Here is a 26,677-nt window from a genome sequence, read left to right on the forward strand (position 1 = left end):
GGCTTCCGCGGGAGCGGACGATCACGAAGGATGTCGCCGCAAAACGATGTCCGACGACGTGTTCTGACGGCCGCTGACCTGCCTGACGGGAAATTCGGACGGCCGATGACCGGCGTTGTTCCGAACATGTCTCACATGCCGACATCCCTACTGGTCGGTCAACTGCCGGTATTAACGGAATAGCGGTACGGTGTACGGCCCGTGGCCCTGTCAACTCGGCAGGACCACGGGCCGTACGTCCTGGGGGCGACAGCCCGCCCCCGGGCGGAATTGACGAGCCCGCCGCGCCGGCGGGCCCAAACCTGCAGGGGGTTGGTCTTGCGTCAGATCCGGAACGCGCATTTCGCGCGTAGTCGCACATTCCTGAGAGTTTCCTGGGAATTCCCGGGGAACCGGAACGCGCGGAACATCAGCTCCTACTCCATCGTTGGTCTAGCGTGAGCACGACACAGCCCCTCGTTCTCGCGGCCGAACTGGCCGCCGCCTGGAGTGACATCCAGGCCTATCATCAGGACCTCCCCGACCTCGCCTCGCCCGAGGCGCTGATCGGCGAGTCCTCCTCGGCCTGTGGCACCCGGCTCGGTTTCGAGCGGCTCCTCCACGAGGCTGCCCATGGTCTGGCCGCGGCCCGGGACATCCGGGACACCTCGCGGGCCGGCCGCTACCACAACCGGCGCTTCCTGCTCCTGGCCTCCGAGCTGGGCCTGGCGCACCCGGTCGAGCCGCACGCCAGCAGCGGCTTCTCCCAGGTGACCATGCTCAAGGAGACCCGCGAGCGGTACGCCGAGACCATCGAGCGCCTGGACCGCGCCCTCGGCGCGCACCAGGAGGCGGTGGCCGGCGAGGGATCCTCGCGCGCCTTCCGCGGCCCGGCGGCCCGGCACGGCTCCTCCGGGGGAGGCGTCCGGGTCAAGGCGGTCTGCGGATGCGGGCGCAACGTCCGGGTGGTGCCGTCGGTGCTCGCGCAGGCGTCCATCGTCTGCGGCGCGTGCCAGCAGCCGTTCAAGATCGCGTAGTTGCGGTTCGCACCTCGTCGCACGAACCCGGGGAGCCTCACGGCTCGGGGAACCGGGGGAGACCGGCGGGCGGCTGTGCGGGCAGTGGCCCGACCGGAGCGATCCACCACCACCGATCCACCGATCCACTGATCCACTGATCCACTGATCCACACCAATGCACCACTGATCCACCGATGATTCGCCAGTGAGGTGCACCGCGCAGGTGCGAGTTGGGCTGACCGGGAGCGGGGGCTCCCGGTCGACCTGTTTTCGGGGGTCGGCGCCCCGTGTGGCAGAATGGACCGCTGAGTACTCGGCAGCCGGGCAGGACCCCTCTCTCCTTCGGCTGGCGTGTCCCTTGAACGGCCCACCGCGCAACCCCACGCGAGGGCGGGGCCGCTCACCCACGTCAACACCAGGAGATTCCACTCCCGTGGCAGTCAAGATCAAGCTGAAGCGTCTCGGCAAGATTCGCTCCCCGCACTACCGCATCATCGTCGCCGACGCCCGCACCAAGCGTGACGGCCGTGCGATCGAGGAGATCGGCATCTACCAGCCGACCTACAACCCCTCGAAGATCGAGGTCGACGGCGACCGCGCCCAGTACTGGCTGTCCGTCGGCGCCCAGCCGACCGAGCCGGTGCTCGCCATCCTGAAGCTGACCGGCGACTGGCAGAAGTTCAAGGGCCTGCCGGCTCCGGAGCCGCTGAAGGTCGCCGAGCCGAAGGTCGAGGACTTCTCGCACCTGTTCGCCAAGGCCGTCGCCGGCTTCGAGGACGCCACCACCGGTGTCGCCATCACCCCGAAGGCCAAGAAGTCGGACAAGGCCGAGGCTGAGGCCGACGCCGCCGCCGAGGCCTGAGCGTGATCGAGGACGCCCTCGACCACCTGGTGAAGGGCATCGTCGAGCACCCCGACGAGGTGCAGGTGCGCTCGCGCAACCTGCGTCGGGGCAACACCATCGAGGTGCGGGTGCACCCCGATGACCTCGGCAAGGTGATCGGCCGGGGTGGCCGCACGGCGCGCGCCCTGCGCACCGTGGTCGGCGCCCTCGGCGGTCGCAACGTCCGGGTCGACCTGGTCGACGTGGACAACATTCGCTGACCAGGCTGCTCGTTCAGCCGTCAGGGTTTTCGAGGCCGGCCGGGACGCATGTCGTCCCGGCCGGCCTTCGCCGTTCTCGCGGCATCCGCAGCATGTGCGGCACCCTTCCGCACCCGCAGCACTCCGCAGCACCAGTACTTTGCAGCACCAGCACTCCGTAGCACTCCGAGCACTCATCCAGGAGAACGATCACCGTGCAGCTCGTCGTCGGCAAGATCGGCCGCGCCCACGGCATCAGGGGGGACGTCAGCGTCGAGGTCCGTACCGACGAGCCGGAGCTCCGGCTCGGCCCCGGTGCCGTCCTGCTCACCGACCCGGCCTCGGCCGGCCCGCTGACCGTCGAGTCCGGCAAGGTGCACAGCGGGCGGCTGCTGCTGCGGTTCGCCGGCGTCAAGGACCGCAACGCCGCCGAGGCGCTGCGTGGCACGATCCTGATCGCCGAGGTCGACCCGGAGGAGCGTCCGGACGACCCGGAGGAGTACTACGACCACCAGCTGATCGGCCTGGACGTGGTCCTGCTCGACGGCACCCCGGTCGGTGAGCTCACCGAGGTGGTCCACCTGCCCTACCAGGACCTGCTCACCGTGAAGAAGCCGGACGGGACGGAGGTGCTGGTGCCCTTCGTCAGCAGGATCGTGCCGACCGTCGACCTGGAGAACCAGCGCGCCGTCATCGACCCGCCGGCCGGCCTGATCGACCCCGAGGACGCCGAGGTCGTGCGCGGCGAGGCGGAGCCGGGCGCGGAGGACGCGGAGGACGCGCGGTGAGCTCCGAGGAGGCCGTGGAGACCACGGAGGCCGTCGAGAGTGCCGAGGCCGTGGAGACCACGGAGGCCGTCGAGAGTGCCGAGGCCGTGGAGACTGCGGAGGCCGTCGAGGCTTCGGCGCCGGCCGTGCGGCACGGGATGCGGATCGACGTCGTGTCGATCTTCCCCGAGTACCTGGAGCCGCTGAACATCTCGCTGGTCGGCAAGGCGCGCGCCCGCGGCCAGCTCGACGTGCACGTCCACGACCTGCGCGACTGGACGCACGACGTGCACCGGACCGTCGACGACAGCCCGTACGGCGGCGGCCCCGGCATGGTGATGAAGCCCGAGCCGTGGGGCGAGGCCCTCGACGCGGTGCTCGCCCGGGGGCCGGAGGGGGAGGTGCCGACCCTGGTGGTGCCCACCCCCAGCGGCCGGCCGTTCACCCAGGAGCTCGCGCAGGAACTGGCCGGCCGCCCCTGGCTGGCGTTCACCCCGGCCCGGTACGAGGGCATCGACCGGCGGGTGATCGAGGAGGCGGCCACCCGGATGCCGGTGGTCGAGGCGTCGATCGGCGACTACGTGCTGGCCGGCGGCGAGGTCGCGGTGCTGGTCATGGTCGAGGCGATCGCCCGGCTGCTGCCCGGCGTGCTCGGCAACGCCGAGTCCCACCGGGACGACTCCTTCGCGCCCGGCGCGATGGCCGACCTGCTGGAGGGCCCGGTCTACACCAAGCCCGCCGAATGGCGCGGCCGCACGGTGCCGGACATCCTGCTGAGCGGCAACCACGGCAAGATCGCCCGCTGGCGCCGCGACCAGGCCTTCGCCCGCACCCTGGCCAACCGGCCCGATCTGGTGGCGCGCTGGCGGAACGCGGACTTCGACAAGAAGGACCGTGCGGCGCTCGCCGGGCTCGGCCTCGCCTGGGACGAGGAGCTCGGCCGATTTCGGTCCGCGGCCGGTGGTGTGGAAGAATAGGCCGCTGCTGTCTGTCGCTGGGCTCCTCCCGCAGGGGTCACGTGGTTCGGCGCCCCCGCCACGGGGGGATCGCCGGTAGCCGGTGCGGCCCGCAGCAGACCCCATTTCTGACGACTTCCGTGGGCGGCCCGTGGCGCCTGCGATGGAGAGCAACATGAGCAACAAGCTCGCTGCTGTCGACGCGGCCTCGCTGCGTAGCGACATTCCGGCGTTCCGCGCCGGTGACACCCTGAAGGTGCACGTCCGGGTCATCGAGGGCAACCGCTCCCGTGTCCAGGTCTTCCAGGGCGTCGTCATCCGCCGCCACGGCGCCGGCGTCGGTGAGACCTTCACCGTTCGCAAGGTCAGCTTCAACGTCGGTGTCGAGCGCACCTTCCCGGTGCACACCCCGGTCGTCGAGAAGATCGAGGTCGTGACCCGCGGTGCGGTCCGCCGCGCCAAGCTGTACTACCTGCGTGACCTCCGCGGCAAGGCCGCGAAGATCAAGGAGAAGCGCGACCGCTGATCCACCGGCCCCCGGTACCGCCGGGGGATCGGATCGCTCTGGGGGGCCGGGCTGCCGCACGGTAAGCTCAGCCCCCGATGAGCACGCACGAACCACCCGCGGACCGCGACGGCCGTCCCGCACCCATCGGTGCGGGTTCGCCGACGCGGTCCGCGGTCGTTTCCGCGGCCCGCTCCGAGGAGGACGCTGCCGCGGGGACCGACACCCCCGCCGGCGCCGAGTCCGAGTCCGATTCTGACGTCGAGGGTGACGTCGAGGGTGACACCGACACGGATACCGACGTCGAGGCCGAGACCGGCGCGGAGGGGGCGGGCAGGAGCTCGCGCTCGCGGGACCTGCTGGTGCTCACCGCGATCTGCCTGTTCGTGCTGCTGCTGGTGAACGCCTTCGTGGCGCGTCCGTTCTCGGTGCCCTCCGGGTCGATGGAGAACACCCTGCGCCCGGGCGACCGCCTGGTCGTGAACCAGCTGTCCTACGCCTTCGGCGGCCACCCGCAGCGCGGTGACGTGGTGGTGTTCGACGGTACGGGCTCCTTCCTCCGCAAGCCGCTGGAGCGCGACGGCCTCTGGAAGTCGCTGCGCTCCTTCGGCCGTGACATCGGACTGGTCCCGGCCGGTGACTCGGTCTACGTGAAGCGGGTCATCGGCGTCGGCGGCGACCGGGTCACCAGCGCCGGCCCGGGCCACTCGCTCACCGTCAACGGTGTGCCGGTCGACGAGTCCGGCTACCTGTACCCCGGCGACGAGCCGTCCGCCGTGGCCTTCGACGTGGTGGTGCCGCCCGGCAAGCTCTTCGTGATGGGCGACCACCGCAGCGCCTCCCGGGACTCCCGCGACCATCTCGGCGACCCCGGCGGCGGGTTCGTCCCCGAGTCCAGGGTGATCGGCCGGGCCGCCTGGGTGGTCTACCCGGTCGGGCACTGGGCCGCTGTGGACCGGCCGGCGGCCTTTGCCGCGACAGGGGGGACCGGTGGCCATGGGGACCAGAGGTAGGGGGCGGCTCGCCGACCACCCGCCCGCCGGACCCGCGTCCGGCTCCCCGACCGGCCCGGCGGACGACTCGGCGACCGGATCGGCGACCGGATCGGCGACCGGATCGGTGACCGGCCCGGGGAACGACTCGGGGAGTGCCCCGGGGAGCGGCCCCGCGCCCGGGGCGACGGAGGGGACCGCGCCCGCCCCGGTGGCGCGCGGGCGCGCCGAACGCCGGCGTACCGCCCGCCGTGCCGCCCGCCGCCGCAGACGCTCCCGCCTGCGCGAGATCCCGCTGGTCGTCGTGGTGGCGCTGCTCGTGGCGCTGGTGATGAAGACCTTCCTGGTGCAGGTCTTCGTCATCCCCTCCGGCTCGATGGAGCAGACCATCCAGGTCGGGGACCGGGTACTGGTGGACAAGTTCACCCCCTGGTTCGGCGCCGAGCCGGAGCGCGGCGAGGTGGTGGTGTTCAAGGATCCGGGCGGCTGGCTGGAGAACGCGCACGGATCCTCGACGGACGGGGTGGTCCTGCGGGCGGCCAAGCAGGTGCTGACCTTCGTCGGGCTGCTGCCCTCCGACAGCGAGCAGGACCTCATCAAGCGGGTGATCGGGGTCGGTGGTGACACCGTCGAGTGCTGCGACGAGCGGGGCAGGGTCAGCCTCAACGGCAGTCCGCTGGACGAGCCCTACCTCGCGCCGGGCAACCCGCCGTCCCGGCAGCCGTTCAAGGTGAAGGTGCCGCAGGGCCGGCTCTGGGTGATGGGCGACCACCGGGACGTCTCCGCCGACTCCCGTTTCCACATGGGCAATCCGGGGCAGGGCACCATCCCGGTGAGCGGTGTGGTGGGAAGGGCGTTCATGATCGCCTGGCCCCTCGGCCGGGTTCATCAACTTGAGGTGCCGGTTTCACTCTCCTCGGTGGCACGGGCTCCGGCGCACGGCGCGACCGCGCCGGACTCGCCGGGCAGGGGGCCGGTTCCTGAGGAACCTCCGCTCGTTATGGGTGTGTTGGGCATCCTTCCGCTCGTCGGCCGCCGGGTGGGGCGGGTCAGGTCGTAGGCCCGGGCGGCCGTTCGCAGGCGGGACCGCGCGTGTGGGACCGCGAGCCGGATGCCCGGGAGTGATAGAGAAGTGCTGGGTGCGGCCGACTCCTGTCGGGGGGCCGTGCCCGAAGGCCGCGCCGGTGTCAGGCGGACCCGTCCGGGGCCGTTCCTGGCGGGTGTGGCCGGCGGTGGAGCGTGGTGCCCGCTGTGCGGCACTGTGAGCGCGGACGCACAGGCGTCCGCACAGCAGGGAGGAGACGTTGTGGGGGATTTGGTGATCGGCGCCCGCTCAGGCGCCGGCGAGCCCGAGGGCTCCGGCGCCCGGGCGGCCCGGTCCGCGGAGGCCTCGGCGCCCTCGGCTTCGGCCGAGGAGGCGGCGGCCCAGTCCGCGGACGGGCACGGCGACGGTTCGGGCGAAGCCCCGCCGCCCCTCCCGGGAGCCTCCGGACCGGCGGACGGTACCGAGGAGCAGCCGCCACCGAGCGAGCGCAAGCCGCGTTCGTTCTGGAAGGAGCTGCCGATCCTCATCGGCATCGCCCTCGTCCTGGCGCTGGTGATCAAGACGTTCTTCGTCCAGGCGTTCTCCATTCCGTCGGAGTCGATGCAGAACACGCTGCAGGTCGGTGACCGCGTCCTGGTGGACAAGCTCACCCCGTGGTTCGGCGCCGAGCCCGAGCGCGGCGAGGTCGTCGTGTTCCACGACCCGGGCGGCTGGCTGGCCGACGAGCCCACCAAGGAGAGCAGCAACTCCTTCGTCCGGGGCGTCCAGGACGTGCTGAGCTTCGTCGGCCTGATGCCCTCCGACAACGAGAAGGACCTCATCAAGCGGGTCATCGCGGTCGGCGGGGACACCGTCGAGTGCGAGGGCGAGGGCCCGGTGAAGGTCAACGGGGTCGCGCTCGACGAGCCCTACGTCTACCCCGGCAACACCCCGTGCGGGACGAAGCCGTTCGGCCCGTTGAAGGTTCCCGACGGCCGGATCTGGGTGATGGGCGACCACCGCGCGGACTCGCTCGACTCGCGCTTCCACATGGACCAGCCGGGCGGTGGCTCCGTCCCGGTGGACGAGGTGATCGGGCGCGCCTTCGTGGTGGCCTGGCCGGTCAACCACTGGTCGACGCTGCCGGTTCCGGACACCTTCGACCAGAAGGGCCTGGCGGCGGCCGTGCCGGCGGTGCCCGCCGCGGCCGGTGCCGTGGGCGCCGTCGCCCTGCTCCCGCTGGTCCGCCGACTGCGGAACCGGCCGGACCGCGACCGGCGGTCCTGACCCCGGCCGGGGGCTCCCGGGTCTTGCGCGGGCCGTGGTACCGACGAGTAATCTGCTCGGACGTGCCACGGCCCGCCGGGTTTTCCGCCCGTGGCCCGAGCGCGCCGCCATGAGCGTTTCCGGGTCGGTCGGGGTTTGGACGGTGTCGATGAGCAGTGCCGTGGAACGGACGACCGACGATCGACCGGCCGCCGCCCGCCCCCGGCGCGGACCCGGAGCCGTCGCCCAGGGCGTGCTGCTCGCCCTCGGACTGGTCCTGCTGATCGGCGGCTTCGCGGTGATCGCCGCGAGCTACCGGCCGTACAGCATCCCCACCGCCTCGATGGAGCCCGCCCTCCAGGCCGGCGACACCGTCCTGGCCCGCAGGACCGACGGCGGGGACGTCCGGCGCGGTGACGTGGTGGTCTTCCGCGACCAGGCCTGGGGCGGCCGGCTCATGGTCAAGCGCGTGGTCGCGGTCGGTGGTGACACGGTCGCCGTCGGCGGCGGCGACCAGCGGCTGACCGTCAACGGCAAGCCGGTGGACGAGCCCTACCTCGCGGACCAGGGCGCCCAGGGCGCCGCCTTCAGCGTGGAGGTCCCGCCGGGCCGTCTCTTCCTGCTCGGCGACAACCGGCTCGGCTCGCTCGACTCCCGCGTCCACCTGGAGGTCGACGGCGGGACCGTCCCGGCCACCGAGGTGCAGGCCAGGGTCGAGGCCACCGTGCTTCCGCTCGGCCGGGCGGGGTTGCTGGCCGGCACCTCGGCGTTCGAAGCGGTCGGCGGGGACCGCTCGGCGGGCCCGGGACCGCTGGAGCCCGCGTTCTGGGCGAGCGTTGTAGGCGCGGCGACGATCCTCGTGACCACGGCGGTGAGCGGGGTGGCGGGCCTGGTGCACCGTCGCCGCCGCGCGGTCTGACTCCGGCTGGCCCGGTGCGCGCCGGGACCGCTCTTCCCAACCTCGCCCCGGACGACCGCTCCGGGTGGCAGGATCGGGGGAGCGACCGGGGCGGACGAAGGGAGCGTGGAGGCTCGTCATGGCGGCACAGCGGCGCAGGGCCTCGCGGATCCTGCTGCTCGACGGGCAGGACCGGCTGCTGCTCTTCCACGGCTCGGACCCCGCGGTCCCCGGCGTGACCTGGTGGTTCACCCCCGGCGGCGGCTTGGAACCGGGGGAGGACGTCCGGGAGGCCGCCGAGCGCGAGCTCCTGGAGGAGACCGGGCTGCACGGCGTGGAGCTGGGACCGGTGGTGGCGTACGGCAAGGCTTCGTTCTCCTATCGGGGGCGGCGCTACGAGCAGGATCAGTGGTTCCACCTGGCCCGCACGGCGGAGACGGCGCTGGACCACTCCGGCATGGGCGAGGACGAACACGCCCAGTTGCTCGCGGCACGCTGGTGGACGGTCGGGGAATTGCGGGCCACCGCCGAGACGGTCTATCCGGTCGGGTTGGTGGACTTTCTGGAGCGGCTGTTGACCGAGGGGCCGCCGGCTTCCCCGGTGAGGCTCTGAGGGTGAGTGCGGTGGTCCACAATGGGTGGACGTGACAAGTTGAGGGGACGCCTGGATGAGTGCCGAAGATCTCGAAAAGTACGAGACCGAGATGGAGCTCAAGCTCTACCGGGAGTACCGGGACGTCGTCGGCCTGTTCAAGTACGTGATCGAGACCGAGCGACGGTTCTACCTCACCAATGACTACGAGCTGCAGGTGCACTCGGTGCAGGGCGAGGTGTTCTTCGAGGTGTCGATGGCGGATGCGTGGGTCTGGGACATGTACCGGCCGGCCCGGTTCGTCCGCAAGGTCCGGGTGCTGACCTTCAAGGACGTGAACATCGAGGAACTCGCGAAGAGCGACCTGGAGCTGCCCTCGGACGAGTCCGGCTTCGGGAACTGACGGTGGACCGCCCGGTCCCCGGATGTCCAGGGGAATTTCGGGTATTCCGGGATAATCACCCCCGAGGGTGACAGGAGTTATCCACAGGCCCGGGTTTTCCACAGGCGAGAACAACTCTCTGGTCCGCTTCCGGACCGCACGGCAACCTCCACGGCGGAGGTGGTCACCGTGCAGGAGATCGAGCGCGCCACGCGCAAGCAGACCGCGAAGGCCCGGCGGGAGGGGCAGCCGCGCCGGAGGGCGACGCGGGCCCCGGCGGGCGGCCCGCCCCCGCCGCCCGGGCCGGGACCGGAGCGGCCGACCAACACCGGCCTCGGCCGCTACGGCGAGCAGGTCGCCGCCCGCCGGCTCGCCGAGGACGGGCTGCGCATCCTCGACCGCAACTGGCGCTGCGTCGAGGGCGAACTGGACATCGTCGCCCTCGACGGCGACACCGTGGCGGTCTGCGAGGTCAAGACCCGCTCCGAGCGGGGCTTCCAGCAGCCCAGCGAGGCCATCGGCCCGACCAAGGCGGACCGGCTGCGCCGTCTGGCCGAGCGCTGGATGGCCGAGCGCTGGCCGGGCCACTTCGCCCGGCTGGCTGGCCCCGAGTACCGGCCCGGCAGTACCGACCCGCCGTGGGCGCCCGTCCCGCCCGGCGGCGTCCGGATCGACCTGATCGCCGTCATCAACCGGACCCGTGGCGCCGCCTCGGTCGACCACCTGCGGGGGGTGGTCTGAGATGGCCTTCGCCCGGACGTGTTCCGTGGCCCTGGTCGGCGTCGACGGGGTGATCGTCGAGGTCCAGGCCGATCTGGAGCCCGGGGTGGCGGCGTTCACCCTGGTCGGCCTGCCCGACAAGGCGCTCTCCGAGGCCCGCGACCGGGTGCGCGCGGCGGTCGTCAACAGCGGCGAGGCCTGGCCGCAGCGGAAGCTGACCGTCGGGCTGAGCCCGGCCTCGGTGCCCAAGAGCGGCAGCGGCTTCGACCTCGCGGTGGCCTGCGCCGTGCTGGCCGCCGCCGAACGGCTCGACCCCTCCTCGATCGCCGACCTGCTGCTGATCGGCGAACTCGGGCTGGACGGGCGGGTGCGCCCGGTGCGCGGGGTGCTCCCGTCGGTGCTGGCCGCCGCCGACGCCGGCTACCGGCGCGTCGTGGTCGCCGACCAGACCGCCGCCGAGGCCGAGCTGGTCCCCGGGGTGACCGTCCTCGGCGTGCGGAGCCTGCGCCAGCTGATGGCCGTGCTCACCGGTGCCCCGGAACCGGAGGAGCCCGCCGACCGCCCCGGCGGGCACCCCGACCCGTTGATGGCGGGCCTGATGCTCCCCAGCGCGGGGGTGCGCGGCCTGCCCGACGAGGCGAGCGCCCGCACCGACCTCGCCGACGTGGCCGGCCAGTACGAGGCCCGCCGGGCCCTGGAGATCGCCGCCGCCGGCGGCCACCACCTCTATCTCAAGGGACCACCCGGCGCGGGCAAGACCATGCTGGCGGAGCGGCTGCCGTCGCTGCTCCCGCCGCTGACCCAGAAGGAGGCACTGGAGGTCACCGCGGTCCACTCGGTCGCGGGGCTGCTCCCGGCCGGGCGGCCGCTGGTCGACCGCGCGCCCTACTGCGCCCCGCACCACTCGACCACCATGCCGGCGATCGTCGGCGGCGGCAGCGGGCTGCCGAGACCGGGTGCGGTCTCGCTGGCCCACCGGGGCGTCCTGTTCCTCGACGAGGCGCCGGAGTTCCCCGTCCGGGTGCTGGACGCACTGCGCCAGCCGCTCGAATCGGGCGAGGTGGTGATCGCCCGGTCGGCCGGATCGATGCGGCTGCCGGCCCGGTTCCTGCTCTGCCTGGCCGCCAACCCCTGCCCGTGCGGGAGGCACTCGCGGCGGGGCGAGGGCTGCGAGTGCACCCCCGCGATGGTCAGCCGCTACCAGGGCCGGCTCTCCGGGCCGCTGCTCGACCGGGTCGACCTCCAGGTCCAGGTCGCCCCGGTGACCAGGGTCGAACTGATGCAGCGCGACGCCTCGGCGGAGACCACCGAGGTCGTCGCGGCCCGGGTGCTGGCGGCCCGCGAGCGCGCGGCCACCCGACTGGCCGGCACGCCGTGGCGGACCAACGCCGAGGTCCCCGGCCACGAGCTGCGCACCCGCTGGCAGCTGGCGCCGAACGCGCTGAACGACGCCGCGCGTCAGCTGGAGCGGGGCCTGCTGACCGCCCGCGGCCTGGACCGGGTGCTGCGGGTCGCCTGGACGGTCGCCGACCTGGCCGGCCGGGACCGGCCGGAACAGTGCGACGTCCGGACGGCCCTCGTCCTGCGCACCGGAGTCGAGCAGGGGCTCCCGCTGACGGAGCGCTTCCTCGGCCGACCGGACACCGCCCGGGAGCCGACCGGCGCCCGCTTCGACGACCGGCCCGACGACCGGCCCGACGACCGGTCCGAGCGCCGCCCGGCCCGCTCCCGGTCCGCCCCCCGGAAGCCCGATCCGCAGCCCGAACCCGAGGAGGCCGGCCCGTGAACCGCACCATCGACGACCTCGCCCCGGGCCCGCCCGCGGACCCGGGAACCGCCACCCGACCCGGGGCAGCGCCCGAGCCGGCGCCCCGGCCGCAGCCCGGGCCCGAGCCCGAGCACGAATCCGGCCCCGAGCCCGAGCCGGAACCCGCTCCCGAGCCCGAGCGCATCGCACGCGCGGCGCTCAGCCGGCTCAGCGAACCCGGGGACGCCGCCCTCGGCCGCTGGCTCGCCGGCTCCGGCGCCCTCGACGTCGTCCGGGCGATCCGCGACGGTACGGCACCCGGCCGCCCGGGCCCGGACGGCACCCGCCTGGCGGCCTACCGGGCCCGGCTGACCGGCCTCGACCCGGTCGCCGACCTGGAACGGGTGCGGGCGGTCGGCGGACGCTTCATCATTCCGGGCGACACGGAGTGGCCGAGCCAGCTGGACGACCTCGGCGAGACCCGGCCCACCGGCCTCTGGGTGGTCGGCACCGGCTCGCTGCGCCTGCTCGCGCTGCGCTCGGTCGCGGTGGTGGGCGCCCGGGCGTGCACGGCGTACGGCGCGCACGTCGCCGGGGACCTCGCCGCCCAGCTCGCCGAGCGGGGCTGGGTGGTCGTCTCCGGCGGCGCCTACGGCATCGACGCGGCCGCCCACCGGGGCGCGCTGGCGGTCGGCGGCCCGACCGTCGGCGTGCTCGCCTGCGGGGTGGACGTGGCGTACCCGCGGGGCAACACCGGGCTGATCCGCCGGATCGCCGAGCAGGGGCTGCTGCTGAGCGAACTCCCGCCGGGGGAGCACCCGACCAGGTTCCGGTTCGTGCTGCGCAACCGGGTGATCGCGGCGCTGACCCGCGGCACCGTGGTGGTCGAGGCGGCGCTGCGCAGCGGGGCGCTCAGTACCGCCAGACGCGCCCGGGACCTCAACCGGCACACCATGGGCGTGCCCGGCCCGGTGACCTCGGAGCTGTCCGCCGGGGTGCACGCCCTGATCCGCAGCGGCGCCGCCGCCGTGGTGACCGACGCCGCCGAGGTCGCCGAACTGATCGGCGCGATCGGCGAGGACCTGGCGCCGCAGCGCGGCGGCCCGGTGCTGCCGAGGGACCTCCTGGAACCGGCGGCGGCCCGGGTCCTGGAGGCGGTGCCCGCCACTCCGGACGGCGCACCGGTGGAACGGCTGGCCCGGCAGTCCGGGCTCCCGCCGGACGAGGTGCTCCAGCGGCTCTACGAGCTGGGCTCGCTCGGCTACATCGAGCGGCACGGCGCGCACTGGCGCCTGGTGCGCAGGAGGTGACGGCGGCTCCGGAGGCCCGGCGGCGCGGGTGGACCACACGGACGAGTGGGAGGAGGGCCGGGGATTGACGGACCGGGCGGGTGCGGCGCGGCCCGGCGTCCGGCTCGTGGACCTCCGGCGGCCCCGGTGAGGCGGCACGAACGCCACCGGATCGGGGGACGACCGAGTGGCGGTAGCACTGTGCAGTGACTCGGTCACGCTACGCTCGCCATGCCTTCCCTATCAGCACATGACTCGGCAGAACGGCGCAGACCAACGTATGCCCACACACATTCCCGGACACCGAGTGACCGGTGGCGCCCGGTCCTCGGGAGGGCCGCGCACCGAGCGGCGCACCGTGACCGAGTTCCCGCCCAAGGGCACGGGTGGGATGGGGGCCCTCGCACGGCAGGGCGGCCGCCCGGCGCACCCCGGGGCGCACGACGACCGGCCGGACGCGCCCGGCGCTTCCGCCGACACGGCCGCCCCCGGGCCGGCCGAGGCGCCGGGTGTCCGCCGGGAGGCGGGCGGCCGGGAGCGCACGGCGCTCGAGGAGCTCTGGCGCGCCTACAAGGAGACGGCCGACCAGCGGCTGCGGGAGCAGCTGATCCTGCACTACTCACCGCTCGTCAAGTACGTGGCGGGCCGGGTCGGGGTCGGCCTGCCCTCCAACGTCGAGCAGGCGGACTTCGTCTCCTCCGGGGTCTTCGGGCTGATCGACGCGATCGAGAAGTTCGACATCGAACGTGCCATCAAGTTCGAGACCTACGCCATCAGCCGGATCCGCGGCGCGATCATCGACGAGCTGCGGGCACTGGACTGGATCCCGCGCTCGGTGCGGCAGAAGGCGAAGGCGGTCGAGCGCACGTACGCGACGCTGGAGGCCCGGCTGCGGCGGACGCCGAACGAGCCCGAGGTGGCGGCCGAGATGGGCATCGCCATCGAGGACCTGCACGCCATCTTCAGCCAGCTCTCGCTCGCCAACGTGGTGGCGCTCGACGAACTGCTGCACCCGGTCGGCGAGGGCGGCGACCGGCTCAGCCTGATGGACACCCTGGAGGACCACGGCGCCGACGACCCGGTCGAGGTGGCCGAGGACCGCGAGCTGCGCCGGCTGCTGGCGCAGGCCGTGAACACGCTCCCCGAGCGGGAGAAGACCGTGGTGACGCTCTACTACTACGAGGGGCTGACCCTCGCCGAGATCGGCCAGGTGCTCGGCGTGACGGAGAGCCGGGTCAGCCAGATCCACACCAAGTCGGTGCTCCAGTTGCGCGCCAAGCTGTCGGACATCCGATAGCTCCGCGGGGTGCGCCGCGCACGTCCGTACCGCGCCCCGCGCCCCGGTACGCAACCCTCCGCATCGCGGCGGTGCGCGGCACCGTACCGGCGGGATGTAGGGCTCCGTACAGTGGAGTGCGTGCCGAAGATCCGAGCGGCCAGTGTGGCCGAGCACCGTCAGATGCAACGGGCAGCCCTCCTCGACGCTGCCCGCAGTCTCCTCACCGAGGGAGGCACGGAGGCCCTGACCTTCCCCGCGCTCGCCGCGCGCACGGGGCTCGCGCGGTCCTCGGTGTACGAGTACTTCCGCTCGCGGGGGGCCGTGGTCGAGGCGCTCTGCGAGACCGACTTCCGGCTCTGGGCCGCCGAGATCGAGGCCGGGATGGCGAGCCGGGACACCGCGGCCGAGCGGATCGAGGCCTACGTCCGCGGCCAGCTCGCGCTGGCCGCCGACCCGCGCCACCGGGCGGTGGCCGCGATCTCCGCGCTGGAACTGGACGACGCGGCCCGTGAGCGCATCCGGGCGGCCCACGGGACGCTGGTGGGACTCGTGGTCCAGGCTCTGGAGGACCTCGGCCACGAGCAGCCCCGGCTGGCCGCGGCGCTGCTCCAGGGCATCGTGGAGGCGGCCGTCCGGCAGTCGGAGCAGCGGGCCGCGGGCGGCCGGGCGGAGAGCCCCGAGGTGATCGCGGACGCCGCCGTCGCCCTCGCCCTGCACGGTCTCGGCCCGGGCTGACCCGCCGGGCCGGGTCCTGGGGGAGCGGGTCGGCGAGCGGCAGCAGCCGGGCCCGGCCGGTGCCGAACAGCGCCGGCGGATCGAGGTAGCGCCGCCCGCGCAGCAGGCCCCAGTGCAGGCAGGCGCCGTCGCCGCAGTGCCCGGACCCGCCGGTGAGCCGTCCGATCACCTGGCCCGCCGCCACCGCCGTGCCCACCGGGAGGGTGCCGGTCACCGGGAGATAGGTGGTCCGCAGCGGGGGTGCCGGGGGAGCGCCCGCCGTCGCATGGGTGACCGTGACCACCGGCCGCCCGGCCACCGGCCCGGCGAACGTCACCACCCCGGGAGCCGCCGCCCGGACCTCCGCACCGGGAGCGGCGGCCAGGTCGACACCCCGGTGTCCCGCACCCCACGGCCGCGCCGGTGCCTCGAAGCGGCGGGCCACGGCGCCGGGCCCGCCACCCGGTCCGTCCACCGGCCACGCCCGCCCGGTACCCGCACTCCCGCCCGCCGCGAGCCCGAGCGCCCCGGCCCGCCCGGCCGGCACGAGCACCAGCAGCACGCCCAGCACCAGCACCAGCACCATGACCATCGCCAGGCCTGGGACCAGGAGCGGAGGGACCGGCCGGTCCGGTCGCCGACCGCCCGGCGGAGCGTTTGAGGCCCCCGGCGCCACGGGGCCGGCCGGAACCCGAGCAGCAGCAGTCATGGAGCCGAGGCTCCCCGGCCCGCGCCGGCCCGGCCACCCCCGCCCCGCTTCCTGTGGACAACCGGCCCCTGTGGACGGTGGCTGTCCCTCCAACGGGCGTACCCCGCCGGGTGGACAGGGGCCCAACAGAGCCGTCCGGGCGCCCCGGACCAGGGGTGTCCCCGGCCGCCCGCTCCCCGCGGAGTCGCCCGGCGCTCGGCGCTTCCCGTACACTTCACACGCGACCCGGTCCGCCGGGTCGACTTCGCACGCCCCGCCACCGGTGGTCAGAAGCGGCTCCGCCGCCACCCCTGCCAGGTGCGAGTGCCGCTCGGTCCGCCGAGCCCGGCCGGTCCTCGGACCACCGGGTGGAAGCGGCTCGGCACGTTCGGGGCGTCAGGCGTGGCTGTCACCTGGCCGCCACGGACAAACCGAGCCTGACCCGGCCGTACGCACGCGCCGAGCGGGGAGCGCCACCGCGCGCCGACCGCGACGCCTGCGCCGATGCCGGGCGTAACACCTGAGGAGCACGGCCATGGCCGTCGTCACGATGCGGGAGCTGCTGGAGAGCGGCGTCCACTTCGGTCACCAGACCCGCCGCTGGAACCCGAAGATGAAGCGCTTCATCATCACCGAGCGCAACGGCATCTACATCATCGACCTCCTGCAGTCGCTGAACTACATCGACCGCGCCTTCGAGTTCATCAAGGAGACCGTTGCCCACGGCGGCAGCGTCCTCTTCGTCGGCACGAAGAAGCAGGCCCAGGAGGCCATCGCCGAGCAGGCCACCCGCGTGGGCATGCCCTACGTGAACCAGCGCTGGCTCGGCGGCATGCTGACCAACTTCTCGACCGTCTACAAGCGTCTGCAGCGCCTCAAGGAGCTGGGCGAGCTGGACTTCTCGGACGTGGCCGGCTCCGGCCTCACCAAGAAGGAGCTCCTGGTCCTCCAGCGCGAGCACGACAAGCTGGAGAAGACCCTCGGCGGTATCCGCGACATGCAGCGCGTTCCCAGCGCCGTCTGGATCGTGGACACCAAGAAGGAGCACATCGCGGTCGGCGAGGCCCGGAAGCTCAACATCCCGGTCGTCGCCATCCTCGACACCAACTGCGACCCCGACGAGGTCGACTACAAGATCCCGGGCAACGACGACGCGATCCGCTCCGTCACCCTGCTGACCCGTGTGATCGCCGACGCCGTCGCCGAGGGCCTCAAGTCCCGCGCGGGTGTCGCCAAGGGCGACGTCAAGGCCGAGCCGGGTGCCGACCAGCCGCTGGCCGACTGGGAGAAGGACCTCCTGGAGGGCGAGAAGAAGGCCGACGAGGCCCCCGCCGCTGAGGCCCCCGCCGCCGAGGCGCCGGCCGACGAGGCCCCCGCTGCTGAGGCCCCCGCCGCCGAGGCGCCGGCCGAGCAGGCCTGACGTACCAAGGGTGAGGGGCACCCGCCGGTACGACACCGGTCGGTGCCCCTCTCTCCCGTGCCTGGGCCGAACCACCGGCCCGGGCACTACCCCACGCAGACACGCGAGACGCGAGAAGAGATTCACACCATGGCGAACTTCACCGCCGCGGACGTCAAGAAGCTCCGTGAGCTCACCGGCGCCGGCATGATGGACTGCAAGAAGGCCCTGGACGAGGCCGAGGGCAACGTCGAGAAGGCCGTCGAGATCCTTCGCATCAAGGGCCAGAAGGGCGTTGCCAAGCGCGAGGGCCGCGACGCCTCCAACGGTGCCGTCGCCGCGCTGATCGCCGAGGACAAGAAGTCCGGCGTCCTGGTCGAGCTGAACTGCGAGACCGACTTCGTCGCCAAGGGTGACAACTTCGTCAAGGTCGCCGACGCGATCGCCGCCCACGTCGCCGCCACCGCTCCGGCCGACCTGGACGCCGCCCTCGCCTCCGAGATCGAGGCCGGCAAGACCGTCCAGCAGTTCGTCGACGAGGCCAACGCGACCCTGGGCGAGAAGATCGTCTTCCGCCGCTTCGCGCAGTTCGGCGGCGACGGCTTCGTCGCGGTCTACCTGCACAAGACCAGCCCCGACCTGCCGCCGGCCGTCGGCGTCCTGGTCGAGCTGGACAAGGAGAACGCCGAGGTCGCCAAGGACGTCGCGCAGCACATCGCCGCCTTCGCGCCGAAGTTCCTGTCCCGCGAGGACATCCCGGCCGAGGACCTCGAGAACGAGCGCCGCGTCGCCGAGGCCACCGCTCGCGAGGAGGGCAAGCCGGAGGCCGCCCTGCCGAAGATCGTCGAGGGCCGCGTCACCGGCTTCGTGAAGGAGAACTCCGTCCTGGAGCAGGCCTTCGCGAAGGACAACAAGAAGACCGTCGCCAAGGTCCTCGAGGAGAACGGCGTCGCCCTCAAGCGCTTCGCCCGCTTCCGCGTCGGCGCCTGAGCCACGTTCCACCCGGGCTTCCGGCCGTAGGCTGGAAACCGCCCCCGCCCCGCTGACCGGGGCGGGAGGGAACGCGCCGTACGGGCTCACCCAGCGCCATCCGTCCATGGGCGAGCCACGTCGGCAGCATGAACGACGAGGAGGCCATTGCCGTGCAGGACACCGAACCGGTTCCCGCGGCAGTGGCCTCCTCGCGTGTACGCGCAGGCCGGGGATCCGCACGTCCGCGCCTGTGAACCAGTAGGTGTAGAAGGAGAAGTCCATGCAGGAGACGCAGGAGACCGCGCAGGACACCCACGACGGCACGCGCCGCCGGGTGCTGCTGAAGCTGTCCGGTGAGGCCTTCGCCGGCGGCGGCGGGCTCGGCGTCGATCCGGACGTCGTGCACGCGATCGCCCGCGAGATCGCCACGGTCGTCCGCGCGGGCACCGAGGTCGCCGTGGTGATCGGCGGCGGCAACTTCTTCCGCGGCGCAGAGCTCCAGGTCCGCGGCATGGACCGGGCCCGTTCGGACTACATGGGCATGCTCGGCACGGTCATGAACTGCCTCGCGCTCCAGGACTTCCTGGTCAAGGAGGGCATCGAGACCCGGGTCCAGACCGCCATCACGATGGGCCAGGTCGCCGAGCCGTACCTGCCGCTGCGCGCCGTCCGGCACCTGGAGAAGGGCCGCGTGGTGATCTTCGGTGCCGGTATGGGCATGCCGTACTTCTCGACCGACACCACGGCCGTGCAGCGGGCCCTGGAGATCCACGCCGACATCCTGCTGATGGGCAAGAACGGCGTGGACGGCGTCTACGACGCCGACCCCCGGACCAACCCCGACGCGGTCAAGTTCGACGCGCTGGAGTACTCCGAGGTCATCGCGCGCGACCTCAAGGTCGCCGACCTCACCGCGATCACGCTGTGCAAGGACAACAACCTCCCGATGCTGGTCTTCGAGCTGCTCGCGGAGGGCAATATCGCCCGGGCGGTGAAGAGTGAGAAGATCGGCACACTCATCAGCCAGGATTCTGTCCGGGCCTGAGCAGCCACCAGCCGCACCGGACGGCGCCGCGGCCGCGAGGCCCCGCCGCCGACACCGGTCGGGACAACCGCAGATGAACCGGACAGGGAGATCACAGTGATCGAAGAGACCCTCCTCGACGCCGAGGAGAAGATGGAGAAGGCCGTCGCCCACGCCAAGGACGACTTCGCCGCCATCCGCACCGGCCGCGCGCACCCGGCGATGTTCGCCAAGATCGTCGCGGAGTACTACGGCGCCGTGACGCCGATCAACCAGCTGGCCTCCTTCTCCGTGCCGGAGCCCCGGATGGCGGTCGTCTCGCCGTTCGACAAGACCGCGCTGAAGGCGATCGAGCAGGCGATCCGCGACTCCGACCTGGGCGTCAACCCGTCGAACGACGGCTCCATCATCCGGGTCGTGCTCCCCGAGCTGACCGAGGAGCGCCGCCGCGAGTTCATCAAGATCGCCCGCGGCAAGGGCGAGGACGCCAAGGTCTCGATCCGCGCCGTGCGCCGCAAGGCCAAGGACGCCATCGACAAGCTGGTGAAGGACGGCGAGGTCGGCGAGGACGACGGCCGCCGCGCCGAGAAGGAGCTCGACGACACCACGGCCAAGTACGTGGCCTCCGTCGACGAGCTGCTGAAGCACAAGGAAGCCGAGCTGCTCGAGGTCTGATGAACGACGCCCCTGACGCCCCTGGCTACTGGGGCCCGTCCGACCAGCAGTACCAGCCGTACCGGCCGCACCGGCCTGCGCAGGGACCAGCCGCCCCTGCGCAGGCCTCCGGCATACCCGGGCACCCGGCGCCGCAGCCCGGACCGTACGGGCAGTACGGCGCGGGTGACCCCGGCCACCGAACGGGTCACTCCCAGCAGCCTCCGGTGTACTGGGACCCGGACGCGGAGGAGACTCAGGTCATGCCTCCCGTACCGGCCGACCCGGGCCCCCAGCCCGCGCCCGCGCCCGGGGCCGACCCCGCCGAGGGGCCGGCCCGGGAGGCGGGTCGGCTGAGCGGACCGCTGTTCCGCGACGAGCAGCCCGGGGCGGCGGAGCCGGGTGCGTCGGAGACGGTCGTGCTGCGCGCGATCACCGACGACACCCCGCCCGCCCCCGCGGGCGGGCCGTACCCCGGCACGCCGGGCGGACCGGTGGCGGGGCAGCCCTTCCTCGTGCCGTCGTCCCACCCAGCGCAGGAGACACCCGTGGCCCAGGCCGATCCGCAGCCTCAGCCGCCGCAGCGCAAACAGCGCGGCGGCCGCAACCTCCAGGCCGCGATAGGCGTGGGCGTCGGCCTCGGCGCGGTGATCGTCGCCTCGCTGTTCGTCGTCAAGGCGCTGTTCCTGGTCGTGGTGATCGCGGCGGTGTCGGTCGGCGTCTGGGAGCTGACCAGCAGGCTGGCCGAGCGCAAGGAGATCAAGGCGCCGCTGATCCCGCTGGTCGCGGGTGGCATCGCCATGGTCGCCACCGGTTACTGGTCGGGCATCCAGTGGGCGGCGGCCTCGCTCGCGCTCACCGGGCTCGCGGTGATGGTCTGGCGGATGACCGAGCCGCCCGAGAACTACCTGCGGGACATAACGGCGGGCATCTTCACCGCCTTCTACGTCCCGTTCCTCGCGACCTTCGTGGCGATGATGCTGGCCGCCGACGACGGTCCGCAGCGGATCGTGCTCTTCCTCATCGTCACGGTGTGCAGCGACACCGGGGCGTACGCGGTGGGCTACAAGTTCGGCAGGAACAAGCTGGCGCCGACGATCAGCCCGGGCAAGACCCGCGAGGGCCTGGCCGGCGGCATCGGCCTGTCGATGCTGGCGGGCGCGCTGCTGATGGAGCTGATCATCGACGGCGGCAGCTGGTGGCAGGGCCTGATCCTGGGCGGCTGCGCGGCGGTCACCGCGACCCTGGGCGACCTGGGCGAGTCGATGATCAAGCGCGACCTGGGCATCAAGGACATGGGCACCCTGCTGCCCGGCCACGGCGGGATCATGGACCGGCTGGACTCGCTGCTGCCGACCGCCCCGGTGGTCTGGCTGCTGCTGGCGGCCTTCGTCGGCAGCTGAGCCGCCGACCCGCGCCCACGGGCCCCGGACGCACGGCGTCCGGGGCCTTCGCGCGTCTGCGACACTGGAACAACCATGCCTAAGCCCGGAGAACACTCACCGGGGCGGCGACGAAGGGCCCTCTACCTGCGACTTTCCCGCGTGTAGGGGGCCCTCGCGCGTCTGCCGGGCCGTCCCTGGGCCGTCAGGTGGTCGAATCGCCCGGCAGGAACAGCCGGTCGACGGCCTTCCGGGCGCGGTCCTGGCTGTTCGGCATGAGATGGGCGTAGACCCTGAGTGTCAGGGCCGGGTCGGCGTGGCCCAGGTAGTCGCTCACGGCCCGGATGCTCTCCCCGGCGTCGAGCAGCACGGAGGCGTAGAAGTGCCTCAGGGCGTGCATGCCGTGCTCCCTCGCGGAGGCGTAGGCCTCGCCGGGGCGCGGCGTCGGGATGAGGCCGGCCGCCGCGAGCGCGGGCTTCCAGTCCTGCAGGTTGAAGTTGCTCCGCCAGACCAACCCGTCGGCCGTGTTGCTGAACAGCAGCCGGAAGGTGACCGGCGGCCCGTCCGGGGTCTTCCACGGGAGCGTGACCGGCACGGGCTTGCAGCCGTCCATGTGGGCCCGGACGGCAGCAGCCACGGAGCTGGGGAGCGGCACGTCGCGTTCCTTGTTGCACTTCGGCGGAGCGAACACGGCCTTCCCCCGGATCTGCTTCACCTGACGGAGCACGTGGACGGTACCCGTCTCGAAGTCGAGTGCGTCGTCCTCCGCCAGGCCGACGATCTCGCCCTGCCGCAGTCCGCACCCGGCGCCCAGGTCGGCCATCGCTCGGTATCGCTCCGGCAGTGCGCCGCGCACCGCGAACACCTGCTCCGGGAGCCAGGGCACGACGCGGCGAGTCTCGACGGCCGGCGGGCGGACCGACGCCGCGCCGCACGGGTTCCGACTAAGGAGTCCGTCGTCCACGGCGGCCGACAGAACGGACCGGACGTCCGAGTAGATGTTCCGGGCGTACCCGCCCGAGATCGGGCTCTGCTCCAGCTCCTTCACCAGCTCCTGAATGTGGGAGGGCCGGAACGAGTCGAGCGGTCGGCGGCCGATCCGGGGGAACGCGTGCAGTCGTAGCCTGGTCTCCACCAGGACCTGGCTGGCCGGGTCGGTGGTCTGGGCCTTGAGCCACCGCTCGGCGAACTGCTGAAAGGTCGTCCTGGACGCCTTGGGGTCGAGGTACTGGCCGCGCGACATGTCGGCCTCGATCCGAGTCAGCCAGTCCTCGGCCTGCCGCTTCTGGCGGTCGGGGAAGCTCTTGGACTTCTCGGTGCCGTCGGGCCCGATGTAGCGGGCGCGGTAGCGCTTGCCGGTGCCGTAGCGGTCGGTGCGGACGCGGTGGGGCTTGCCGTCGGGGCCGGTCTCGGTCTTGTACCAGCGGTCTTGGATGTGGCCGGCCATGGGCCGCTCCTTGGGTGGTCGCGAAGGGGTGCCAGGGGCTGCAAGATCAGGTGCCAGCGGGGGTGACAGGGGGGTGCCAGTCGGTGACTGTCACCCCTCGCGCGCGCGTTACCTGGGGGAATCGGCCTCGGGTGACAGTCAGCGACTGGCGCCTGTCACCTGACAGTCGGGTTAGGCGGCGGTCTGGTGTGTCTGGTCGGTGACCCATTGGGCGACGGCGTCGGGGTGGTAGCGCAGGTGCCGGCCGACGCGGAAGCCGGGCGGGCCAGTGTGCTTGCGGCGCCACTGATAGACGGTCTCCAGCGGGACGCCGAAGAGGGAAGCGATGTCCTCGGGGGTGAGGAAGCGGGTGGGCAGGGGGACGGCGGCGGGCGGGTTGTCGGGCGGGGTGCGGCGGTTGGCCAAGGTCTCCTCCGGGGGCGGTTGGGCTGTTGCGGCACCTGTCGCCTCACCTGTCGTGTGGCCTGTCTGTCACCTGTCGCCTGTCACCTGTCTGTCGCCTGTAAGGCGCAGGTCAGGGGGGTGTTTCGGGGCTGTGGGGCCCGTTTCGGGGTGGGGATGACAGGTGACAGGCGACAGGTGACAGGTGGGTGGTGGGGCTGTCGTCTCGCTTGTCGTGCGGCTTGTCGTCTGCCTGGCTTGTCGCTTGTCTTGTCGCTTGTCGCCCCCCAGGTCGGAGGGGGGTTCCGGGGCTTGGGGGTGGATCGGCGGGGGGTTGGGGCGACAGGCGACAAGACAGGCGACAAGCGGGCCGGTGGTCGGTCTGGCTGCGGTGGGTGACGGTGCCGGGGGTGTCAGGGCGGCCGTCAGGGGTGTCAGGACCGTCAGGACGGTCCGGCGGGCGGGGTCCGGGGGGTGTCAGGACGGTCAGAACGGCTCGCGGCGGGGTGTCAGGACCGTCAGGACGGCGCGCTGAGGGGTGCCGGAGGGTGTCAGAGCGGGTGTCAGACGGGGTGTCAGGGCCGTCAGACGGGGGTGTCAGAGGCGTCAGCTCGCGCGCGCGTGCGCGTTACCCGGGGATCTGGGCGTCAGCGGGTGTCAGACGGTTCCTGACACCCGGCGTCTGACGGCCGGGGTGATCTCTTTTGGTGACGGTGGGTGACGGTCGCCGTGTGGCCCTGGCTCGGTGACGCGGTGTGGTCCTGAAGAGGCCACCCGCCCGCCGGGCGTCGGCGGGGGTGGTGTCTTCCCGGCGGTCTTGGTGGGGAGCGGGCGCGGGGCGTCGGGGTGGCCGGTGGGGTGTCCAGTTTTGTGGACGGCCGGGCGGTCGACGGGGCGTGGATGAGGGGCATGGTGGCGGCCTTCCGGTCCGGGGTGCGGGTGAAAAGGTTGAGAAGGTTGTTAAGGGGTCTGACCTGCGGTTTTGGCTGGTGCTAAGTGGGGTGGAAAGGGGTGGAAAGGGTCGGGGGCTGCGGGGGGTTGGGGGCTTAGCACCCCTTTCCACCCCGCTTCTCACCCGGCGTTTTCGCAGGTCAGCGGCCTTTTCACCCTTCTCACCCTTTTCACTCGGGGGGTGCGAAGAGGTAGACGGTGCGGTGGCGGCCGTCGCCGGGCACCTGGGCGGCGGCGAAGCCGGGCAGCTCGCACAGGCGGGCGGTGAGGTCGGCGCGGTAGGCGGCGTTGCGGCGCTTGAAAAGCCGGTAGACGTCGTCCCCGCTCAGCCCGCCGGGCGCGGCGGCCTTCACAGCGGCGGCGAGCTTGTCGAGGTCGGGGTCCCCGGTGCCGTCGGCGAGCGCGCCGAGGATGTGGGCGGCGCTGGCCCGGCCGTAGCGGACCAGGGCCCAGGCGGCCCGCAGGTGGTGTTCGTGGATGCGGTCGGTGTGGTCGGTCAGCGCGTAGACCATGGCGGCGCGCTTGGCGTAGGGGGCGGCGCGGGCGGTGAACTCCGCGAGGGGCCCGTCATCGGCCTCATCCCCGCACAGCGCCGGGTAGACCTCGTCGCGCCAGAGCTGCGCGGCCTCCGGGCTGAGCTGGACTTCGCCGATGCGGCGGGCGTCGGCAAGGACGGTGCGCCAGGCGGTGGCGAGGTTGTCGATCAGCTCGTCCGGGGCGCCCGCGGCGTCCGGCAGCAGCAGGTTGCGGTGGACGAAGACCGGCAGGAAGCGGTTGTAGGTGCCGCCGGCCATCTCGGCGTCCTGCATCTTCGCCCGCAGCTCGCGCGGGCTGATGTGGCCGATGACGGCGATGTGCGGGGCGGTCGCGGACAGGGCCTCCCGGTTCATCACCCCGAGGTCTTCGCCGTTCCACGCCTGCCGCAGGATGCCGCTCAGGGAGGACCCTTCGCGCCGTCCCCGGGCCATGGTGACGCCGTACTCGGACTCGACGACCCACAGGCGCTTGTCGGTGATGCCGGGGTCCTTGTCGCCGTCGCCGTCGCGCACCGCTTCGATCAGGCCCTCGCCGGAGGAGAGGCCGGAGCGGGCGTTGGCGGCGGTGAAGTCGGGGACGGTGGCGGCGAGGAGGCGCTTCACGGTGTTGGTGGCGGCGCCCTTCCGCCCGGCGGCGGTGGCGCCGACGGTGAGGGCCCAGATGAGGGCGGGGTGGCGGTCGTTGCCGATCCACAGGAACGGGCCCGGGCCGATGGCGGCGCCGGCGGCGGACAGCAGGTTCACCAGGATGCCGACGGGGTCGGCCTCGGTGGTCGGGTCGAGGTCGCGGACGGTCTGTCCGGCCCAGCCGCAGAACACGTCCGGGTCGGGGACGGGGCCCGGCCGTTCGGGGCGCGCGGCGCCGGTGGCGGGGTCGTACAGGGGGTTGGGTCGGGCCTGTGGTCGGCCGTCGGGGGCGGTGGGGAGGGTTTCGACAGACACGGGTTCTCCGGCGGTTCGCGGGTCGGTCAGGGACGGCGGTACGGGCCGTTCGGGTGGTGGGTCGCGCACGGGTCGGTTCCTCCGTCGGGGGATCGCTGCCCCCTTAAGAGCGCTTCTCCTCGGGGGATCGGGGCGGGCAGGCCGGGCACCGTCGCCCCCGCTCCGCCAAGGAACAGCGCTCTTAAAGGGGGTGGTGCCGTCCGTCGGCCGGGTGCTCACCGGCAGGGACACCCTTCTCGCTGATCAGCAAGGGGGCGGGGTGGCCGGGTGGTGAAGAGGCCACTCGGCCGCCGTCGGGGTTGGAAGAGGAGCACCAGGGGCACGGGGTGCTCCTCTTGTTGTGGGGCGAGCCGCCCGGGGGCCGGGTGGTCTCTTCGGTCGGGTCAGGGGCGGTGACCGGAACAGCGCTTCTCCGGCCCCTGGTGGCCGGTGAACGGCCGGGTGTTCGCCGCCGCTCACCGGCGCTCACCCGGGCCGTTTCAGGGGCACCGGTCCGGGTTTCAGCGGCGCCCCGGGGTGTTTCACCCCCGCCCGGTTGGAGGGGGTGAACGCTTCGGGGACGGGCCCGTGCTCACCGGTGTTCACCCGTGTTCACCGCTCCCGACAGCCCGCCGTTTCAGCGCCACCGACGGTTGTTTCAGGTCCGGCCGGTGGAGCTTCAGGCACGGCACCGACGGCTTCAGCACCGTCGGGTGCTCACCCGGTGAGCGGTGGTGAACACCCGCCCCGACGGGCTGCTGTTTCAGGTTCACCACCCGCCGTTTCAGGTGCGGGCGGCGGTGTTTCAGGGCCGGTCGGTGCAACTGGTTGGTTGGCGATCGGCCCTTGGGGGAACGGGGTGGGAACGCTTTCGGGAACGCCGGGAACGGTTCCGGGGAACGCCGGGAACGGTTCCGGAGAAGTCCGGAGGGAAGGCCGGATGCTCCGAGCCGACCGGCGCGTGTACCCGGGGGTGTACTCGCGTACCCGGGTACGTACTCCGCCCTGGTGAGCGCCGGTGAGCGGTGGTGAACACCAGCCCGTTCGGCGGGCGGTGTACCCGCCGTACAGGCCGGGCGGATACACCTGCGGGTGCACCGGATACGCCGT

The 26,677-nt window shown here is 72.8% G+C and carries 25 protein-coding genes and 1 pseudogene; 22 read left to right on the top strand and 4 right to left on the bottom strand.

The window, feature by feature from the left end:
- Positions 1-437: 437 nt before the first annotated feature.
- From ABT238_RS23845 to ABT238_RS23925, 17 genes are all read left to right on the top strand, one after another.
- The gene (locus ABT238_RS23845) at positions 438-1,016 is read left to right on the top strand and encodes a hypothetical protein (protein WP_350568714.1); all 579 of its coding nucleotides are present in this window, start codon (positions 438-440) and stop codon (positions 1,014-1,016) included.
- A gap of 415 nt (positions 1,017-1,431) precedes the next feature.
- A complete protein-coding gene (rpsP, locus tag ABT238_RS23850; RefSeq protein WP_344337896.1) occupies positions 1,432-1,860 on the top strand; it encodes a 30S ribosomal protein S16 in 429 nt (142 codons plus the stop codon).
- Between the two features lie 2 nt (positions 1,861-1,862).
- Complete coding sequence (locus ABT238_RS23855) at positions 1,863-2,102, top strand: RNA-binding protein (RefSeq protein WP_030056773.1); 240 nt, start codon at positions 1,863-1,865, stop codon at positions 2,100-2,102.
- A 194-nt stretch (positions 2,103-2,296) separates the two neighbouring features.
- Positions 2,297-2,869 carry a ribosome maturation factor RimM gene (gene rimM / locus ABT238_RS23860; RefSeq protein ID WP_350568712.1) on the top strand — a complete coding sequence of 191 codons (573 nt, stop codon included), beginning with the start codon at positions 2,297-2,299 and terminating at the stop codon, positions 2,867-2,869.
- A 137-nt stretch (positions 2,870-3,006) separates the two neighbouring features.
- A complete protein-coding gene (gene trmD, locus ABT238_RS23865; RefSeq protein WP_350568781.1) occupies positions 3,007-3,825 on the top strand; it encodes a tRNA (guanosine(37)-N1)-methyltransferase TrmD in 819 nt (272 codons plus the stop codon).
- A 154-nt stretch (positions 3,826-3,979) separates the two neighbouring features.
- A complete protein-coding gene (rplS, locus tag ABT238_RS23870) occupies positions 3,980-4,330 on the top strand; it encodes a 50S ribosomal protein L19 (RefSeq protein WP_063347674.1) in 351 nt (116 codons plus the stop codon).
- Between the two features lie 77 nt (positions 4,331-4,407).
- On the top strand, positions 4,408-5,322 hold the full coding sequence (lepB, locus tag ABT238_RS23875; RefSeq protein WP_350786283.1) for a signal peptidase I: 915 nt from the start codon (positions 4,408-4,410) through the stop codon (positions 5,320-5,322).
- The gene (gene lepB, locus ABT238_RS23880) at positions 5,306-6,361 is read left to right on the top strand and encodes a signal peptidase I (protein ID WP_350786298.1); all 1,056 of its coding nucleotides are present in this window, start codon (positions 5,306-5,308) and stop codon (positions 6,359-6,361) included. Before lepB (ABT238_RS23875) ends, lepB (ABT238_RS23880) begins: the two co-directional genes overlap by 17 nt.
- 246 nt (positions 6,362-6,607) lie before the next feature.
- A complete protein-coding gene (gene lepB / locus ABT238_RS23885; RefSeq protein WP_350568707.1) occupies positions 6,608-7,612 on the top strand; it encodes a signal peptidase I in 1,005 nt (334 codons plus the stop codon).
- A 148-nt stretch (positions 7,613-7,760) separates the two neighbouring features.
- The gene (lepB, locus tag ABT238_RS23890) at positions 7,761-8,510 is read left to right on the top strand and encodes a signal peptidase I (RefSeq protein ID WP_350568705.1); all 750 of its coding nucleotides are present in this window, start codon (positions 7,761-7,763) and stop codon (positions 8,508-8,510) included.
- A 118-nt stretch (positions 8,511-8,628) separates the two neighbouring features.
- A complete protein-coding gene (locus tag ABT238_RS23895) occupies positions 8,629-9,102 on the top strand; it encodes an NUDIX hydrolase (RefSeq protein ID WP_350568703.1) in 474 nt (157 codons plus the stop codon).
- A gap of 55 nt (positions 9,103-9,157) precedes the next feature.
- Entirely contained in the window at positions 9,158-9,484 is a 327-nt protein-coding gene (locus tag ABT238_RS23900) for a DUF2469 domain-containing protein (RefSeq protein WP_030056781.1), read from the top strand.
- A 177-nt stretch (positions 9,485-9,661) separates the two neighbouring features.
- Positions 9,662-10,204, top strand: coding sequence for a YraN family protein (locus ABT238_RS23905; RefSeq protein ID WP_502884321.1), 543 nt, complete (start codon positions 9,662-9,664; stop codon positions 10,202-10,204).
- Between the two features lies 1 nt (position 10,205).
- On the top strand, positions 10,206-11,969 hold the full coding sequence (locus ABT238_RS23910) for a YifB family Mg chelatase-like AAA ATPase (RefSeq protein WP_350786384.1): 1,764 nt from the start codon (positions 10,206-10,208) through the stop codon (positions 11,967-11,969).
- On the top strand, positions 11,966-13,240 hold the full coding sequence (gene dprA / locus ABT238_RS23915; protein WP_502884320.1) for a DNA-processing protein DprA: 1,275 nt from the start codon (positions 11,966-11,968) through the stop codon (positions 13,238-13,240). Before ABT238_RS23910 ends, dprA begins: the two co-directional genes overlap by 4 nt.
- 370 nt (positions 13,241-13,610) lie before the next feature.
- Positions 13,611-14,516 (top strand): RNA polymerase sigma factor WhiG, encoded by a 906-nt coding sequence (gene whiG / locus ABT238_RS23920; protein ID WP_350568700.1) that lies wholly within the window; start codon positions 13,611-13,613, stop codon positions 14,514-14,516.
- 144 nt (positions 14,517-14,660) lie between these two features.
- A complete protein-coding gene (locus tag ABT238_RS23925; RefSeq protein WP_350786993.1) occupies positions 14,661-15,233 on the top strand; it encodes a TetR/AcrR family transcriptional regulator in 573 nt (190 codons plus the stop codon).
- A gap of 136 nt (positions 15,234-15,369) precedes the next feature.
- On the opposite strand, the pseudogene ABT238_RS23930 reads toward ABT238_RS23925, so the two are convergent.
- A pseudogene (locus tag ABT238_RS23930) lies at positions 15,370-15,921 on the bottom strand (peptidoglycan DD-metalloendopeptidase family protein); the annotation flags it as partial.
- Between the two features lie 514 nt (positions 15,922-16,435).
- Here ABT238_RS23930 and rpsB point away from each other — a divergent pair.
- The 5 genes from rpsB (at position 16,436) to ABT238_RS23955 (ending at position 21,352) form a co-directional block, all read left to right on the top strand.
- Positions 16,436-17,320 (top strand): 30S ribosomal protein S2, encoded by an 885-nt coding sequence (rpsB, locus tag ABT238_RS23935; protein WP_350568698.1) that lies wholly within the window; start codon positions 16,436-16,438, stop codon positions 17,318-17,320.
- A gap of 129 nt (positions 17,321-17,449) precedes the next feature.
- The gene (tsf, locus tag ABT238_RS23940; protein ID WP_350568696.1) at positions 17,450-18,289 is read left to right on the top strand and encodes a translation elongation factor Ts; all 840 of its coding nucleotides are present in this window, start codon (positions 17,450-17,452) and stop codon (positions 18,287-18,289) included.
- A 262-nt stretch (positions 18,290-18,551) separates the two neighbouring features.
- On the top strand, positions 18,552-19,316 hold the full coding sequence (gene pyrH, locus ABT238_RS23945) for a UMP kinase (protein ID WP_350568694.1): 765 nt from the start codon (positions 18,552-18,554) through the stop codon (positions 19,314-19,316).
- A gap of 96 nt (positions 19,317-19,412) precedes the next feature.
- On the top strand, positions 19,413-19,970 hold the full coding sequence (gene frr, locus ABT238_RS23950; protein ID WP_350568693.1) for a ribosome recycling factor: 558 nt from the start codon (positions 19,413-19,415) through the stop codon (positions 19,968-19,970).
- A gap of 242 nt (positions 19,971-20,212) precedes the next feature.
- Entirely contained in the window at positions 20,213-21,352 is a 1,140-nt protein-coding gene (locus ABT238_RS23955; protein WP_350786487.1) for a phosphatidate cytidylyltransferase, read from the top strand.
- A gap of 184 nt (positions 21,353-21,536) precedes the next feature.
- Here ABT238_RS23955 and ABT238_RS23960 read toward each other — a convergent pair whose 3' ends face one another.
- The 3 genes from ABT238_RS23960 to ABT238_RS23970 form a co-directional block, all read right to left on the bottom strand.
- Positions 21,537-22,778, bottom strand: coding sequence for a tyrosine-type recombinase/integrase (locus ABT238_RS23960; protein WP_350786518.1), 1,242 nt, complete (start codon positions 22,776-22,778; stop codon positions 21,537-21,539).
- Positions 22,779-22,949: 171 nt separating this feature from the next.
- Complete coding sequence (locus ABT238_RS23965) at positions 22,950-23,183, bottom strand: helix-turn-helix domain-containing protein (protein WP_350786530.1); 234 nt, start codon at positions 23,181-23,183, stop codon at positions 22,950-22,952.
- A gap of 1,097 nt (positions 23,184-24,280) precedes the next feature.
- Positions 24,281-25,588 (bottom strand): DUF3987 domain-containing protein, encoded by a 1,308-nt coding sequence (locus ABT238_RS23970; RefSeq protein WP_350786546.1) that lies wholly within the window; start codon positions 25,586-25,588, stop codon positions 24,281-24,283.
- Between the last annotated feature and the right edge of the window lie 1,089 nt (positions 25,589-26,677).

Source organism: Kitasatospora sp. NPDC001527, assembly GCF_040298605.1.
Classification (GTDB): Bacteria; Actinomycetota; Actinomycetes; order Streptomycetales; family Streptomycetaceae; genus Kitasatospora.